Raw genomic sequence first — 16,738 nt, 5'->3', positions numbered from 1 at the left:
TTTTGTTGGTGTTAAATCTTATAGAAAGTTAGAAGCTAAACTGTCTCGGTTCAATACCTGAACCGACATAAAACTAAGTTTTCTCGCAACTGGAAAAAAGCACAACTGAAGATAGCCAAACTACATAGCAAAATAGCCAACATGAGAAAAGATACATTGCACAAGCTAACTACTTACTTGGCTAAAAACCACAGCCAGATAGTAATAGAAGACCTAAATGTATCAGGCATGATGGCTAACCATAAACTAGCTAAGGCTGTTGCCGATATGGGGTTTTACGAGTTTCGCAGACAGTTAGAGTACAAATGTCAACTGTACGGCTCATCCTTAACCATTGTTGATAGATGGTTTCCTAGTTCTAAAACCTGCAGTAGGTGTGGAACTGTGAAAGAATCTCTGTCTTTATCAGAGCGCGTGTTCAATTGCGAACACTGTAAATTTAGCTGTGATCGAGACTTGAATGCAGCATTGAATTTAGCTATGGCGGGCAGTTCGTCCGTGTCAGCCTGTGGACTGGATAACGCCGACGTTGCCAGCTAGAAGCAGGAATAGAACAGATAATCATAGATTTCTATAGATTATCGTAGGTTTCTAAGAACGGGAGGTTGTTTGTTACTTATATACCTCAATCCCCTTTTTTGGTGGCGTTAACAATAATTAAGACCGGGATGGAAGTATCTCAACTCTTTTGATAGAGAAATTTTAATGCTTTGAATTATTTGGCGATCGCCTAATTTTGTGAGTAGTTAATTAAGTTAATTAGCTTCAGGATTATTTCTGCCTAAATTTCTGACTGTAATTCAAAATAGACATCTTCATAAAGGTCAGCTAAACTGCCTTCAAATTCAATACTTTTTAGTTGAAATACAGATTTTTCTGCCGTGTAAAATTCCAAGTTCCACAACCCATTATCCCTACGTCGGAAACATTCTACTCTCTGACGCTTTGGATTAATTAAAACATACTCCTGCAAACTATTTAAAGTTTGATAATCAGCAAATTTATCTCCTCTATCAAAAGCTTCTTTCAACAATTAATAATTAATAATTAATAATTAATAATTACCGAATAATTAATAATTAATAATTAATAATTAAATAATTATGGTATAAAGCCTCCCCTTTTAAGGGGAAAAAAAAGAAATAATATTTCCTTATATTCAATCAAGAACGGTTTTAACCAGAGGTAATTATCAATTATCCATTATCAATTATCAATTAATGAACTCTCCTTGAAAAGAAAAGGATTAACTCAAAAGAAAATTTTTATTTATTGTACCCTTAAAAGGGGAGGCTTTAAACCACAATATAGAACAGTGTTTCAATTAATATAGGCTTTAAGGGCGAGGGAGCAAACTTTTGTAGTAAGACAATTAATAGAGCTTTGATCCTAAACTAAAAGCAATAGCTGATAGCTGATAGCTGATAGCTGATAGCTGATAGCTGATAGCTGACTGCTGAATGCTTAGATTATTGTAGTAAAATTATCCAGAAAATATCATCTATATTAATTATGAACTTTGCAACTAGAATGAATGGCTTAGGTGGCGATGCTGCTATTGAGGTTTTTACTAAGGCAAAATATTTAGAATCTCAAGGTCGAAATATTATTCATTTAGAAATTGGTCAACCTGATTTTCAGACTCCTCAAAATATTCGCGAAGTTGCTTTTGAAGCAATGAATAATGGTTATACAACTTATACTCCCGCAGCAGGTTTATTGGAGTTAAGGGAAGTAATAGCAGAACATATTTCTCAAACTCGCAATATATTAGTTAATCCTGATGAAGTTGTAGTAATGCCAGGGGCAAAACCAGTCATATTTTTTACTCTTTTAGCATTAATAAATTCTGGGGATGAGGTGATTTATCCTAACCCTGGATTTCCTGTTTATGAGTCAGTCATTAATTTAGTGGGAGGGAAACCTATTCCATTGCCTTTGTTGGAGGAATTAGACTTTCAATTTAGTATGGATAATTTGATTAATTCTATTTCTGAACGGACAAAATTATTAATTCTAAATTCTCCCCATAATCCCACTGGTAGTGTGCTAACTCCTGAGTATTTGGAAGCTATAGCTAAACTGGCAGTTAAACATAATTTTTATATCCTTTCTGATGAAATTTACTCCCATCTAGTCTATGATTCAAAATTTTCTAGTATTATCAGTTTTCCTGGTATGAAAGAGCGCACAATTTTATTAGATGGGCATTCAAAAACTTATGCTATGACTGGGTGGCGTTTAGGTTATTCTGTTTCTCCTAAAACAATAGCTGAAAAGTTAGACCAGTTGATGTTAAATTCTAATTCCTGTGCTTGTTCATTTACTCAAATAGCTGGTATTGAAGCGATTAAAAATTCTCAGGGGTTTGTCGAAAAAATGTTTACAGAATTTAAGGAAAGACGTGATGTTATTGTCGAAGGTTTAAATTCTATTGGAGGTATTAATTGTGGAAAACCTGCTGGTGCTTTTTATGCTTTCCCCAATGTGAAACAACTGTCGATAAGTTGTGAAAAACTGGCAGATTATTTATTATCTGAAGCTGGAGTTGCTTTATTGCCCGGAACTGCTTATGGAAATTTTGGTGATGGATATTTGAGGTTGTCTTATGCTAATTCCATTGAGAATATTCGAGAGGGTATTAGTCGGATGAAAATAGCTGTTGAAAAATTGAGTTAAATGGTTGAAGGTCATTTCAGTTATCAGTTATCAGTTGTCAATATAGAAGATACTAATTGTGGAAAACTCTTTGGTGCTTTGATGATTTTTCCTAAATATTAAACAACTGCTAATAGGTTGTGAGAAACTGACAAATTATTTATTACTTGAATCTGGAGTTGTTTTGTTGCCGGGAGCTACTTCTGGAAAATTTAGAGACGGATATTTGAGGTTGTCTTATGCTAATTCCATTGAGAATATTCGAGAAGGTATTAGTCGGATGAAAATAGCGATCGCTCAACTATAGAAATTTTATTGGAATAGTAAAATTTTCTGGGATTAAGTTGTGAAAAACTGGCAAATTACTTATGACTCGAAGCTGGAGTTTTTTTATTATCCGGAACTGAAGATGAAAAATTTAGAGACGGATATTTGAGGTTATCTGATGTAAATTTCATGGAAAATATTCGGTCATATATTAGTCGGATAAAAAAGCGATCGCTCAACTATAGAAATTTTATTGGAATAGTAAAATTTTCTGGGATTAAGTTGTGAAAAACTGGCAAATTACTTATGACTCGAAGCTGGAGTTTTTTTATTATCCGGAACTGAAGATGAAAAATTTAGAGACGGATATTTGAGGTTATCTGATGTAAATTTCATGGAAAATATTCGGTCATATATTAGTCGGATAAAAAAGCGATCGCTCAACTATAGAAATTTTATTGGAATAGTAAAATTTTCTGGGATGGAGAATTTAATAATTATTTTTTTTGCAGAGGTGACGTAATTTTCTAGGAATTAAATTCTATGGAATATATTGACTGTGGAAAACCCCCTGGTACAATGGATATTTTTCTCAAATATTAAACAACTGCCGATAAGTTGTGAGAAACTGGCTAATTATTATTAGCTGAAGGTGGAGTTGTAATACCAATTTGATAAATGTTTGCTACAAATAGCTAGGGTATTTCTTAGAATCCAGCAATTCTGCAATCCAGAATTCGTATGGGGATAGATTTAATATCATTTTTGATGTTGTAAATTATCTTTTTCGTCAAATAGACTTTATTTGAAAGTTTATTTAGGGTTTGCTGATTAAATCTTAAAGTATTGACTGATATTGGTTTGAGAAATTTTATGTCTAGAAAAAGTGCGCCTGTTTTCGGTGGCAAGAGCTGCATAAAGCTAGTATTTTGGGATGATTATGACAGAAAAATTGAGGGACAATTCTTACTTCTACCTCCTCGCTCCCGAACCATTTCTCCTGTCTTCCCCTCCTGGGAGGGCGAGGGGCGAGGGGTGGGTTGTCTCCTGTCTCTTGTTTCCTACTCTTACCCATAAGACTTTTTCAGCAAACCCTATTTATGATTCTTATTATTCGTAACATTCTTTTTTCAAAATGGTATTACTGGGAACTGCTTATGGAAAATTTGGAGTAGGAAAATTTTATGGGAAGGTAAATATAGAAGATATTAACTGTGGAAAAGTAGCAGGTGCTTTGAAGATTTTTCCCAATGTGAAACAATTGCCTATAACTTGTGAAAAACTGACTGATTATTTATTAGTTGAAACTGGAGTTGTTTTATTACTGGGAATTGCTGATGGAAAATTTAGATATGAATATTTGAGGTTGTTTTATGTAAATTTAATTGAAAATATATTGAAAATATTCGGTCAGATATTAGTCAGATAAAAAAAGCGACTGCCTATGGAAATTTTGGTGATGGATATTTGAGGTTGTCTTATGCTAATTCCATTGAGAATATTCGATAAGGTATTCGTCGGATTAAAATAGCGATCGCCACACTATAGCTATCATTTTTGAGTTGTCAATTTTTCTGTTAAATTCCTTTAGGAATGAGAGAAATTTTTACCCCTATTTATTCCAGTAAAACTCTGTCATTCTCAAATTTTTTGATTTTTGTGAGCAGAGTTATCCTAAACTCTAATTCCGTAACTCTAAAATCTCAAGGTGTAGATTCTCAACAGAACCTTAGAGGTTTAATTTAGATAGGTTGAATATTTTTACTTTACTAAATTTAGGAGTTTTAATTCCATGAGTAATATTCTTAATTTACCAGTTGTGATTGGTTTTATTTTCTTTCTACTGGGACTTTTACCTATTACTAAAGTTACTATTGGTGGAGTTGAAGCATTCCTCGGAAAACCTATAAACGTTTGGCAAAAATCTATTTTTATATTTCTGGGTACGCTATTTTTAGTTTTCTCGTTGCACAAATATTTTATCCCCGATAAACCACACTTTATTACCTTTAATGGAATTGTTTGTAAGCCATACGAAAAATATTTACAACTTGAAGGTGAAAGAATATTCTTGCGTTCCTCAGAATTTCAAGACCTTAACCTGCCTATTGGTACAGAAGTTAAATTAACTGTTGATGTTGATGGTTCTGAAAAAAGTACATTACTTATTCTCGACAGTGACAAAAAAATCGATAAATGTCCGTTGCTAATAAGTCGAAAAATTCGCCGGACTTTGGGTATTGATGCTGATATAGATGTTGATGCTGGCGAAAAGGAAGATTGGAACAACCGTCCCGAACGTCGGTGGAAAGTCACTAGCAATACTACAATTGAAGCTGACTAATTAGGGTTTGCTGAAAAAGTCTTTTAGTAGGGGTAGGAGACAGGAGACAACCCACCCCTAGCCCCTCCCAGGAGGGGAGGGGAAGACAGGAGAAATGGGAATTATAGAGGAGGTAGTCGGAAAAATTGTTCCTTGATTTTTCTGCCATAATAGTCCCAAAATACTAGCTTTTTGAGCTTTTTGAGCTGAAAAGCTGGCACTTTTTTAGACCAAAAAATGCGCTCAACCTTTATATGTCAATGCTTTGATATTTAATCAGCAAACCCTAATTAGGTAGGTAAATTTCAACAATTAATAATTAATAATTGATAATTACCTCTCCTTGAAAATGGATAGAATTGACTCAAAGGAAAACTTTTTCTTTTTTCTCCTTTATAAGGAGAGGCTTTAAACATTAATTATTCGGTAAATAAGTTCGTGGTATTAAGCTGTATTATAACAACATTTAATGCCCCACAGAAAAACGAGAATAATGACAGATAAATCTCATTTTAAACTAAGTAATTAATAACAAAATAGTTGTTATTTCGACAAAAATTTGAGATATGAAATACCAAAAAGGATTCACTTTTTTTGAGGTAATAATTTCACTTTTGATAATTTCTATATTAGCTACTATTAGTGCATCAAGTTGGACGAATTTTATTCAGAAGCAACGAGTCAGAACAGCAACGTTTCAAGTCATGAGAATACTCTCAGAAGTACAATTAGAAGCTAAGAGGAGAAAAACTTCTATCAGTGTTCAGTTTAAGACACTAGATAATATTCCTTATTTCTCTAAGTATCATCATAATGACAAACCAAACTGGAAACCATTACTGAATGAGTTTGGGGTTAAACCTAGACAAATTGAGGTGTTTGGGCAGCTAAATAATCTAACCGTAACATTTAATCATATAGGAGCAGTTTCTACATCTGTTCCATACACAATAAAAATAGCTGCTCCGACTCGCAACGCCGATCCTTCTTACAGAAGATGCGTTGTTGTTTGGACGCTTTTAGGATACAAAAAAATAGGCACTAGATTCTCTGAATGTCCAACATGGAAAGGAGCAACTCCAGCAAAGGGAAAAATGATTTATTTTTGATTTAGCGCATTACAAGAAACTAGGATAGTAAAGTTAAATCTGACCAACCTTCATCCCTTTCTCTTTTGGTTTTCTTTCAAAGATAAATCTTGGCTTCAAAAATACTCGCAATAATAACCATAAAGATTTTAATTCACTTGGTGCTTCTCGTCGTTGCCATTGTCCGGGACGACAGAATAATAATTCTATTAATTGTCGTTTCTCAGATAAATTTACTTCCTCAAACATTACCTCTATACAAGGAAATTCTCCATTCATTTGTAGATTAGTAATTTTTCCTGCTAAACAAATTTTTTCTTCAATAATTTTCAACTTTACTGGCAAAGTCTTTCCTACTAAATTAAAAGGAATTTTCTGATTAATTTCTATCTTCGCACCTACTTCCGATATTTGTGTACTAATACCCCAAAATGTCTGGTCATTAATTTTTAATTTAACCACCCTTCGTAGGTTAAACCATTCATATATGTCTTGCTTAGGTACATCCATTAACATCAATAATGCTACCCAAATCATCAACATATTATACCCACTCCAAAATAACCCCAAATTAAAATATTTTGTTTGTTCAATTACTACCTCACTATGACTTATATTGTGAGATAAACCTAAGCATAAACTTATGATATTAAGTGCTAAAAATATAACTAAAGGCAAAGCTAACTTCCAGTTAAAATAATAGCGGTCGCTTTTAATTCCTTTTGGTGTAACTTTAAATCCTTTTGAAAAGGGATTTAGTAATGTCCGAATTATTGTCACTACTAAAGGAAAAGCAAAAACTATATGATAAAAGTTTGCCAGAAATGCTGAACGGGAACGATAATTTAACCAAGAAAATACAGTAAAGTTAACGAAATAACAGGGTAGAAAGAAGTATAAATATTCAGCAGCAGTAGCTTGAATAGGAATAACACCCCAAAAAATATAAGCTAATGGCGTTAACAAAAAACCCACATGACTAACGTTAGTAAACCAATGTAAAAATGTTTCTAAATATGCCAATCTTTGGATAGGACGTAACCCAGGAATTGTCAGAGGATTTGAATTAATAAAAAATCCTTGAAAAGTTCCTCTTGCCCATCTTAATCTCTGAGTTGCATGACCAGAAATATTTTCAGCAGCTAAACCAGCACTTAATTTTTCTTCTAAATAAACCAAACTATAACCTTTCGCTGCTAAACTAATTCCAGTAAAATAATCTTCACTAATTGATTTTGTAACAAATCCTCCTACTGATTCTAAAGCTTTTCTTCTCACTACAAAAGAAGTTCCTGCACAACCAACCCCACCTACCCCATCTCGAATAGGTTGAATTTGTCGATAAAATATTTCTTCTTCTGGATTTACTATATTTTCTAAACCTAAATTTCGGGTAATGGGGTCGATATTATAAAAAGTTTGGGGAGTTTGTACTAGAGCAACTTGTTCATTTTGGAAAAATCCTAAAGTCCGGATTAAAAAGTTTTTTGTGGGAATAAAATCAGCATCAAAAACAACAATAAATTCACTGTTTGTTTGAGGAATGGCATGATTGAGATTTCCAGCTTTGGCATGAGTATTATCAAATCTAGTAATATATTCACAGCCTAATTTGGCTGCTAATTTTTTCACCCCCAGTCGATTAGTATCATCCAGTAAATAAACTTTTTTATTGTCATAATCTAGAGCTTGACAACCAATAATAGTACGTTCCAAAATAAACTCTGGTTCATCATAAGTAGGAATTAAAATATCCACTGATGGCTGAAAACTTTTGTCTAAAATTGCCTGAGAAAAATAGTCCGCTTCCTTGTGACGATTTCTGACTCTTAGCATCAAAAATAAACCCAGAATACTACTACTTATTGTCAAAAATTCTAGACCAAATAAACCTAGACTAAATACACCATTTACCGGATCGACAAAATTTAAAGTAGAGAGCGATCGCCAAGATAAATAACGAATAGTTAAACCTAATAAAATCCCTACTACTAAGATGCGCGACCAATTTTTGGGAGTAGGAGAAATTCTCATAATTCCTTGAGCTATTAAAAATAATAATATTGTCGGCAAGACTAAATATTTACTCTTTTTTGTTGGTGCTTCTACCCATATTGGCGGATTTTCTTGAAAGTAATGAATTTGAGTAAAAATTTCATCTATTTGATCGATTCCTGCTAACCAAGCAACAAAAATAATTGTTAATAGTGTGACTAACCCTATCAGCAATAATTTTGTTAAATTGCCTTGAACAAAATTCAGAGTATTTATACGGCTTTTGAACTTTTTTTTAGTTATATTCGAGGTAGTCATTTCAGTTATCAGTTATCAATTATTAGTTATCAGTTATCAGTACCTCCGGTTAAAGTCAGAGGGAAATACTGAAGTTTACTTTCTCTTAGTCGATTGGATATGGCGAGGTTTCCTCGCCATCCCTAGACCGCTTTTTATCTGCTTTTAAGGAGACTATTGACCCTGTTTTTGGTTATAGTTAGTTATATAGCAATCAGGAATCAGTTGTGAGAATTGAAGTGTTCCTTAAAAGTATAGAATATAGCAATTATTATCTCTATATGGTACGTTTTTTCTTCTTCCCTGTTCCCTGTTTCCTGTTCCCTGTTCCCTAAAAGTTTTCAATATCTCACAACTCAAATCATATTGCTATATCTACTAATTTCAACTTAATTAACAGAACTAAAGATATACTATAACTTTCAACTTAGTATTATTCTAATTAATGCTGAGATTTTCCTGAGATTTATCGATGCTTTAATCAATTGATTTGTCATACCATTTCATCATATAAAAGTCACCATTACTTTGTTTGACATATCAAAAACTTAAAATTCAGACAACGTCAGATTTTTCCTTTTTTCCTCTGATTTTTTCTATATGTAAAAGCCACCATGATTTTTGACTTAAAATAATTCCTGTTTTGTATCTTTCCTCAATAAAATTTTTTAAATAAATAAAATTATTATTTTGCTTACTCAGATAGATTCAGATAAACCTGGATAGATATTTGGCAAATATTTACTATCTTCCTAAAGTTATACAAAAAAAAATCATAGGGGTGAGAAGTCAGGAGTCAGAATGAATAGTTTTTCTCCCATTTTTTAGCTCGTAACTTATCTTTTTAGCCCAAAGAAAACCTCAGATTCTAGGTACATAAAGTACAGAGATTAACAATTAAATCTTCCCAGTGCGGGCATCTTGCCCGCGACGGGTTTACCTCACGCTTAGTGGAATCTGCTGTAAGTAATTAGGGCTTGCTGAATTAAGTCTTTTGGTAGGGGTAGGAGACAGGAAAAATTGGAATTTATAGGAGGTAGGAGAAAGAATTGTAAGAATGATTTTTCTGCTCAACTATGCGCCTAAAATACTAACTTTTTGAGCATAAATAGCTGAAAAATTTGCACTTTTTTCGACTCCAAAAAGGCTTTAGTCTTTATATGTCAATGCTTTTATCCCACATTCCGCACGACAAAATGTAGTATGAAAATGAAAGTCAAAAGTCAAAAGTCAAAAGTCAAAAGTAAGAAATAAATTATAGTGATCAAATAGTATAAATACTTAAGTTAGCTACGGATTTTATACTAATTTCTATGTTACAAATTGAAGTGCGGAATGTGGGTTTTATATTTAATCAGCAAGCCCTAATTAAATACAAAAATATTTGATAAATTAATCGGCTATTAATTACTCTATTTTATCTTGAATATTGCTAGATTGGTTATTCTATAAAAACTGATAAATTTGTAATCAATAAAGTTGCAAAATTCTAGATTAAATCTGTTGCTTTTGCCCTACAAATATCAATATTTTTTAGGATGATAAAAAAAATTAGGTTGTCTATGAAAGTAAACCTCAGTAGACAGCCTAATTAGAGTTTGCTGAATAAAGTCTTTTTGCAGGGGTAGGAGACAGGAGAAATGGGAATGAGAGGGGAGTTCATTAATTGATAATTGATAATGGATAATTGAGAATTACCTCTGGTTAAAACCGAGAGGATTGAAAATAAGGAAATATTATTTCTTTATTTTCCCCTTCAAAGGGAAGGCTTTAAACCAGAATTATTTAATTATTAATTATTAATTATTCGGTAAGAGTAAGAATTGTCTCTCAATTTTTCTGCCATAATCATCCCAAAATACTAGCTTTTTGAGCTTTTTCCGCCGAAAAGCTGGTACTTTTTTCAAGTCTAAAATGCTAAAACCAATATCAGTCAATACTTTCAGGTTTATTCAGCAAACCCTAATTATTATTATTATTATTTCTACAGACTAAAGCCTTTTTTCAAATTAAATTTGTTGTCTAAAATCTGCTAAAATTTCTATCAAATCAGTCTGACACTGCATCGGCAACAAATCAATCAGAGGAAGCTCCTTTCTACCACCACCTAACTTAACAGGAATTCCTTGTAATATTTCCACAACTTGACCTTCCGAAGGTACTTCCTCTGTCAGAATAGGATAAAATTTTTCTGCCAAAATAGTATGCAGCTTTGCATCAGATAAATAGAGATGCCAACCAGCAATATCAATGTAAACCTTATCTCCAATTTCTGCTGCTAAACCTTCAATTATTTGTGTTGTACTACCATTACTCATTTCAGTTATCAGTTATCAGTTATTAGTTATCAGTTATTAGGGTGCATCTCAATGCGTGAATAAAGCCAAAAATTTATCGCTTTTAGGCAACAGGCAACAGGGAATATATAGGAAAAAAAGTATTTTTGCACATTAAGAGATACACCCTATTCATCCCTATTTCTTGACAATTACTTATCGCTTAATTGAGATGCACCCAGTTATTAGTTATCAGTTATTAGTTATCAGTTGAGATGGTGGCATAATCTGCCAGTGCAAAAATATAAATCCCATGAATTAACAATAATGACACCCAAACACCTGTTACCCAGATAGTCCAAGGCCAAGTTGCTGCTGTGAGATTACGGAAGAACCATATACCAGAATTACTCGCAGCAAAAATAGCCACATGAATAGCAAAATTCATTCGGTCGTCCAATTTGCGGAATTCTGGGTCATTACGGTCAGGTTTACGAGGCCAACGAGGAGGCATAATACTTTTAAAAAATTTAATTACTGTTCTACTTATTTTAACTATTGTAAAGCTAAAGCAGTAATTTCGGAATTATTGTTATGGAGCATGAAAAAGAAAGTGAAGATTGACTAATCTTCGGTCTCAAGACACAGGGTTTTACCTTTGTCAAATATGGCCTCAGCAAATATGAGCTACAATTTTGTTATCAATTATCAATATTAAACAACTATTATAGATAAAAATGTTCCAGCCAGATGCACATAAATTAAAGACAGAATTCGATAGATTTATAACCAGAAATCGAAAATTGTCCAGAGAACAGATTGCCAAAAAAATAATTGATAAACGAGCAGGTAAATGTGCGAGAATAGGTTTTCTAACAAGTTTTGTCGGATGGGTAACAATAATTATTCCCTTGCTTATTGATATAGTTTTATCTACAAAGGCAGAAGCAGAAATGATTTATCTATTGGCTTATGCTTATGGATATGAGCCTGATGATGCTAGATTAGAAACACTTAAAAACTATATACTTAGTCAGACTGCTCCTGAAGGTGAACCTTTAAATATAGTAATTAAACTAGGAATTGCTACTGCTCGGGAACTGTGGGAACAGAAAGGCCGTGAAGCTATAGGTGGAGCTACAATAGAATTAGGTCAAGAATACATCAAACAAGTTTTCAAGAAACCTGCAAAGTTAGCACGCAATACTACAGGTAAAACCGTGGGGAAAGTGTTGATAAAATTTCTTGCAAAAACCCTAGGTAAGATAATAACAAAATTTTTCTTCATAGTTGGTGCATTTGTAAGTTATTGGCTAAATAATTGGTCTGCAAAAAGCACAGGAAAATTAGCTCTAAAGTGGCTCGATCGCTTAGATGAAGAACTAGAACATGATACTGATAATATAATCTAAAGTATGTTATTTATTCTCACTGTTCCAACTGTCTATTGCTTGTTCTGCTTCTGGAGTGCCAATTTGTTGTAAAGCACCTAAAATATTACCTACTAAGTCAGCTTCAAAAAAATTGGATATTTTAGATATATTGAGTCCAAACCGCTTTTTCTTTTGTCGTGAAGGCAATAACTTTACTAATTCATCAACTGCTGTTTCTGCTTGTAATTTACCTAGAGATTTAATCGCCTCTTTTTTAATAGAATTTTTGTCATCTTTAAGTTTTTCTACTATCGCCGATATTACGTTTAATTGTTTGTGGTTAGACAGTGCATTAATACAAGCAATTACCAATTTTTCATTCTCTTGATTCATTGTTGAGAGTAAAATATTTATCGCATCTACTGAACCAAGTTTTCCCAAAGTTTCAATAGCAGCTATTTTGAATTTAGTATTCTCATCACCCTTAAGAATTTTTCCAATTGTCAGATTAGTTTTAGGTTGTATTATACTATCAAAATCTACCTCAAGTGCATAAATTAAACCAGCTAACTTTTGTTTTTCATCAATATTATTGAGTTTCTCAAGTGCCAAATCTTGTAAATCTTCCGATAAAGTTTGTAATGCTTTAAGCAACCCAATAACAGTAATTTTAGTTGGAATTAAACCTATTGCTTCTATACAAGTTTTCTTCAATACAATAGTTGTATTTTTATCAAACAATTTATTTAAAATTGGTACAACTGCATCTTGAGCTTTTAAACCCAACTCACCTAAAGTAGTAATTACACTAATTTGTATAGCTTCTGTCTCATCATTCAAAACTGATAATAAAGGAGAAATAGCTAATTCTCCAAATGCTTGACAATCAGACCATCTATTTTCTGCAATAGTTAAATAAAGTTGTTCCTTGTTAGTTTCTGGTTGCCAACCTGAAGATTTTAAAGAAGTTAAACAAGCTTGACGAACATCATTATTTGCATCAATTAATCCATCAATCAGAGGTAAAGTTGCCTCCTGATTTTTCAAACGACTTAAAGCATATATAGCAGGAATTCTTAATTCTAATTGAGAATTTTGTGACTTATTTCCCCAAACTTTATCCCAAGCATCTTGAGTTTTTGATAATACCTTAGAAGTTTTATTAGAGGTCACTGCTGCTAATGCTAAACCACCAACACTTGAAGCAGTAATAACTGCCTTGAGTTTTAGTAGTTGTTGATTTGCTAATTGAATAGCTTTTTCTTCTATAGATGAGTCTTTTACTATTTCTGATAGAGAATGTATGATGCGAATATCATTATACATATCTAGCAAATCAATAATAGCGCGTTTGATAAATGCGTTTTTTTGAGGGTTAATAAGTATCTTTCCTAAAATTGGGATTGTGTCTGTACCTAGTCTATTAAGGTAATATTGAGCTAATAGTTTTTTTGTCTCCCCAATCTTCTCGTATTGGATAATTTCCTCAAAATTATCTTGAATTGTAATATCAAAAGTTTGAACTAATTTAGTGACAATAAATTCTAATGCTTCATCATTTACTTTAACACCGCTATCTAAACACATTGCAGACAAATAAGGGTCTTTTTCAGCTATCTGTTTAATAATTTCATTTGGTTCATTAACTAAACCAGACAATGCAATAATAGGATAATCCCAAGATTCTATCAGACGTTTTCCATTAAAAATAGTAGGCTTTTTGAGAATCGAATTTAAACCTTTACTTTTTAACGTAACAGCCAAAAAATAATCCTGAATCAACCTATTCTTGAATCTGACTGTATTATCCTGAACAACTAATAAATTCGCACTTTTTCCTGCTAACAACAAATTCCGGTCGTTATTCAAAATAGATATAGCAGTCTCACGTTTAACAATTAAACTATCTTGTTGAAATATATAATTAGCTAAATCAGCAAAATAGGTTTCAACTTCCGAATAAGATAATAATTCAGTATTAGGTTTCTCTCTTTCTCTTTTCCAAAGAGCTTTGACTAAACGTGAAAATAAAGCACCACTATTTTGTGGTAACTTATTGCCTGGTTCATACTGATAAATAATAATTAAAGCATAAAGTAAATAAGGATTACTTGCCAACTGCTGAATACTATTTTTAGTATCCTGATTCTCCCCATTTGAGAATATCTGTTTCAGAAAATTCTCAGATTTATCATTTAATTCCTGACTGACAAAACTACGAATTAGGTCTGTAGACATAGGTTGAATTTCAAAAGTAGACAACCCTAAATTAATATCATCATCCTGATAATAATCCGATCTACAAGTAACTATTACTTTTTGTAGAGCTTGTGAACGACGTAACCACTTTTTAATTTGGTTAACTCTGTTAACTCTCCTTTCAGAATTTCCCAATATTGCTTCTAAACCATCAAGATATAAAATTACATCCCTTTTAGTGAAAAAATCTTGAAGACTAACATTTAGTAACTGAAATTCTTGCCATTGTTGCTGAACAAATGAGTCAAATTTTATATCTTTAGACCAGAACTCTAACTCCAAAATAAAAGGCATTGGTGCAGTAAATTTATCAGACAAAAATTCTTTTGCCTGAGTCAAAGCAAGATGTTTTAATGCTGTTGACTTACCAGAACCAGGTTCACCAATTAAAACAAACTTTTGATGATTAGCCACTATATTTTCTATGGATGCAATGACATTATTTTCATCTATTTGATTTGATTGATAAGATGATGCTAAATTATCTAAACCTGGTGCAAGACTTGATTGAGAATTAGGAACAAAGCTACTCAACGATGTAGAAGTTTCAGCAAACAAATCAATATATTCCAAAACACCCTTTTCAGCTTCTAATTTAGTCACAAGATTTTCAACATAACGCTCAAATAATAATGTTGTATCTTCTCCAAATAACCGCCCACCATCATTATTTTCCCATCTTAAATATAGTACAGGACGATACCATTGATTTCCTTCCCTACCCATTGCAGTTTGTCCGACACTTACAGCAGTAGTTAAAGGTTTTCTATTAGCTAATGCTTGATAAAAACGTTCAGCAAAAGCAGTTGCTGCATCAACAATAACGTTGTATTGCATTGCCACTACTGCCGGAATTTGTTGAGCAATTAATTGTTGAGCAATACCATTAAATACTGAGTCACTACCCCGTGTCCAACCACTTTTACAAGCACTCATTACCACTAAACGGACACCTAATTCTGGCTGATTTTCTAAACCAAAATTACTATTCTGAATTAAATCACTAATTTCTTTAGCACTAATATAATCAGCCTCTCGTTCCCGATCATCAATATTCGGTTTAAATAATAAATATCCTTGAGGTGTTTTTTCTAAAGGGGAATTACATTTTCGACAGTGAGTAGCTTTGGATTTGTTAATAGCACAACAGTCAAACTTATTACAGCGTTTACCAAAGTAACCATGACCATCAAAATGAATAATATGAGGTGTTTTTTCTAAAGGTATTTGAGTTAGATAATCTCCTAATTCTTTAAAACTGATATTTTTTTTACACTCAACAGCAATTTCTGCTTTCTTTAAACTTTCATAAATAGCTTCTTGCTCTTGGAAATCAAGATTAAGTAAACCTAATTCTGTATCTCCAACTGTCGATGAAACTAATAACACATTAATTTGTTCAACAGTAGGAAAATTAGGTACATTCTTGGGAAAAGCAATTAAACGAGAAAAAGTAACTTTTTGTTCTGTTAAAAAACTTCTATCATCACAAGCTAACTCCCAAAGATAATCTGGTAAACGACCTCTTTCAGAAATTTTTGCACTAAACTGTAGTTGAATATGTAATTGTTCATTAGCTTCCAAAGTACCTAATCTTCTTGATAGTAACTCTCTTGCTTCTAGTGATGGAAAAAGAGTCTGATAGATATCCTGACCTATTTTTTTGAGAATATCTGAAGTAAAATTTGTTTGAGCTTCATTTAACCAACCTTGATTTACCATCCAATTTCGCTCATCAAAATTATTAAATCTCTTTAATGTAAACTCTCGTGAATCTAAAGCATTTATCATAGCAATAAGCCATTTTTTCACATCTTCAGACCCAGGAAGTTTTGACTGATAAGAACCATAATTATCAATATTGATTTGAATTTTTCCTGACTCTGAATTTTCAGGTACAGTTAAAAATAATTTTAAAGTTTTCATCGCACAAAATCTCAGCCTATTCTTACAAAATTTCAGCCTATTCTTAACTTTGTATCATTCTCTAGTCTTCTCTTTCCTCTCTTCCCTTTATTGTCGCACCCACACTTTCGTGAAACATAGACTTATAAAATTCAGGTGCCTCTTTTTGACAATATTCTTTCAATTCCTCTTTAGTAAACACAGGAGAAAGACTAACTTTCACCCTTTGAATATTTCTTTGCTCAACATCAGCACCAACCTTTGCTCCACCAATACCAAGTACATCTATTTTTAAAA

General features: G+C 32.5%; 14 protein-coding genes. 7 read left to right on the top strand and 7 right to left on the bottom strand.

What is annotated here, in order from left to right; translation table 11 throughout:
• Window positions 1-57: 57 nt before the first annotated feature.
• Window positions 58-540 (top strand): RNA-guided endonuclease TnpB family protein, encoded by a 483-nt coding sequence (locus tag F6K54_RS23415; RefSeq protein WP_366558206.1) that lies wholly within the window; start codon window positions 58-60, stop codon window positions 538-540.
• A gap of 241 nt (window positions 541-781) precedes the next feature.
• Here the strand turns inward: F6K54_RS23415 and F6K54_RS23410 are convergent, their stop codons facing one another.
• Window positions 782-1,030: a Uma2 family endonuclease gene (locus tag F6K54_RS23410; RefSeq protein ID WP_293082650.1), complete on the bottom strand. Its 249-nt coding sequence runs from the start codon at window positions 1,028-1,030 to the stop codon at window positions 782-784.
• 482 nt (window positions 1,031-1,512) lie between these two features.
• Here F6K54_RS23410 and F6K54_RS23405 point away from each other — a divergent pair, with 482 nt between their 5' ends.
• From F6K54_RS23405 to F6K54_RS23385, 5 genes are all read left to right on the top strand, one after another.
• Window positions 1,513-2,679, top strand: coding sequence for a pyridoxal phosphate-dependent aminotransferase (locus F6K54_RS23405; RefSeq protein WP_293082647.1), 1,167 nt, complete (start codon window positions 1,513-1,515; stop codon window positions 2,677-2,679).
• A gap of 640 nt (window positions 2,680-3,319) precedes the next feature.
• Window positions 3,320-3,448 carry a hypothetical protein gene (locus F6K54_RS23400; RefSeq protein ID WP_293082645.1) on the top strand — a complete coding sequence of 43 codons (129 nt, stop codon included), beginning with the start codon at window positions 3,320-3,322 and terminating at the stop codon, window positions 3,446-3,448.
• Window positions 3,449-4,060: 612 nt separating this feature from the next.
• Window positions 4,061-4,354 (top strand): hypothetical protein, encoded by a 294-nt coding sequence (locus tag F6K54_RS23395; protein ID WP_293082642.1) that lies wholly within the window; start codon window positions 4,061-4,063, stop codon window positions 4,352-4,354.
• Window positions 4,355-4,717: 363 nt separating this feature from the next.
• On the top strand, window positions 4,718-5,269 hold the full coding sequence (locus tag F6K54_RS23390; RefSeq protein WP_293082639.1) for a hypothetical protein: 552 nt from the start codon (window positions 4,718-4,720) through the stop codon (window positions 5,267-5,269).
• Window positions 5,270-5,814: 545 nt separating this feature from the next.
• Window positions 5,815-6,357 (top strand): Tfp pilus assembly protein FimT/FimU, encoded by a 543-nt coding sequence (locus F6K54_RS23385; RefSeq protein WP_293082636.1) that lies wholly within the window; start codon window positions 5,815-5,817, stop codon window positions 6,355-6,357.
• Window positions 6,358-6,390: 33 nt separating this feature from the next.
• Here the strand turns inward: F6K54_RS23385 and F6K54_RS23380 are convergent, their stop codons facing one another.
• The 4 genes from F6K54_RS23380 to F6K54_RS23365 form a co-directional block, all read right to left on the bottom strand.
• On the bottom strand, window positions 6,391-8,649 hold the full coding sequence (locus F6K54_RS23380; RefSeq protein ID WP_293082633.1) for a glycosyltransferase: 2,259 nt from the start codon (window positions 8,647-8,649) through the stop codon (window positions 6,391-6,393).
• Between the two features lie 1,778 nt (window positions 8,650-10,427).
• A complete protein-coding gene (locus F6K54_RS23375; RefSeq protein ID WP_293082631.1) occupies window positions 10,428-10,565 on the bottom strand; it encodes a hypothetical protein in 138 nt (45 codons plus the stop codon).
• A gap of 72 nt (window positions 10,566-10,637) precedes the next feature.
• Window positions 10,638-10,946 carry a DUF3181 family protein gene (locus F6K54_RS23370; RefSeq protein WP_293082628.1) on the bottom strand — a complete coding sequence of 103 codons (309 nt, stop codon included), beginning with the start codon at window positions 10,944-10,946 and terminating at the stop codon, window positions 10,638-10,640.
• A 217-nt stretch (window positions 10,947-11,163) separates the two neighbouring features.
• The gene (locus tag F6K54_RS23365; protein WP_293082626.1) at window positions 11,164-11,418 is read right to left on the bottom strand and encodes a 2TM domain-containing protein; all 255 of its coding nucleotides are present in this window, start codon (window positions 11,416-11,418) and stop codon (window positions 11,164-11,166) included.
• A 289-nt stretch (window positions 11,419-11,707) separates the two neighbouring features.
• On the opposite strand from F6K54_RS23365, the gene F6K54_RS23360 reads away from it, so the two are divergent.
• Window positions 11,708-12,316 carry a hypothetical protein gene (locus F6K54_RS23360; RefSeq protein WP_293082623.1) on the top strand — a complete coding sequence of 203 codons (609 nt, stop codon included), beginning with the start codon at window positions 11,708-11,710 and terminating at the stop codon, window positions 12,314-12,316.
• A gap of 6 nt (window positions 12,317-12,322) precedes the next feature.
• On the opposite strand, the gene F6K54_RS23355 is transcribed toward F6K54_RS23360, so the two are convergent.
• Together F6K54_RS23355 and F6K54_RS23350 are read right to left on the bottom strand one after the other, a co-directional pair.
• Window positions 12,323-16,462, bottom strand: a complete 4,140-nt coding sequence (locus F6K54_RS23355) for a CHAT domain-containing protein (RefSeq protein ID WP_293082621.1) — start codon at window positions 16,460-16,462, stop codon at window positions 12,323-12,325.
• 61 nt (window positions 16,463-16,523) lie between these two features.
• A partial coding sequence (locus F6K54_RS23350) for a hypothetical protein (protein WP_366558205.1) occupies window positions 16,524-16,738 on the bottom strand: 215 nt, incomplete at its 5' end.

Source organism: Okeania sp. SIO3B5 (assembly GCF_010692555.1).
Classification (GTDB): domain Bacteria; phylum Cyanobacteriota; class Cyanobacteriia; order Cyanobacteriales; family Microcoleaceae; genus Okeania.
The sequence above is the reverse complement of the archived record's forward strand: the minus strand, read 5'-3'. Positions and strand labels throughout refer to the sequence as shown.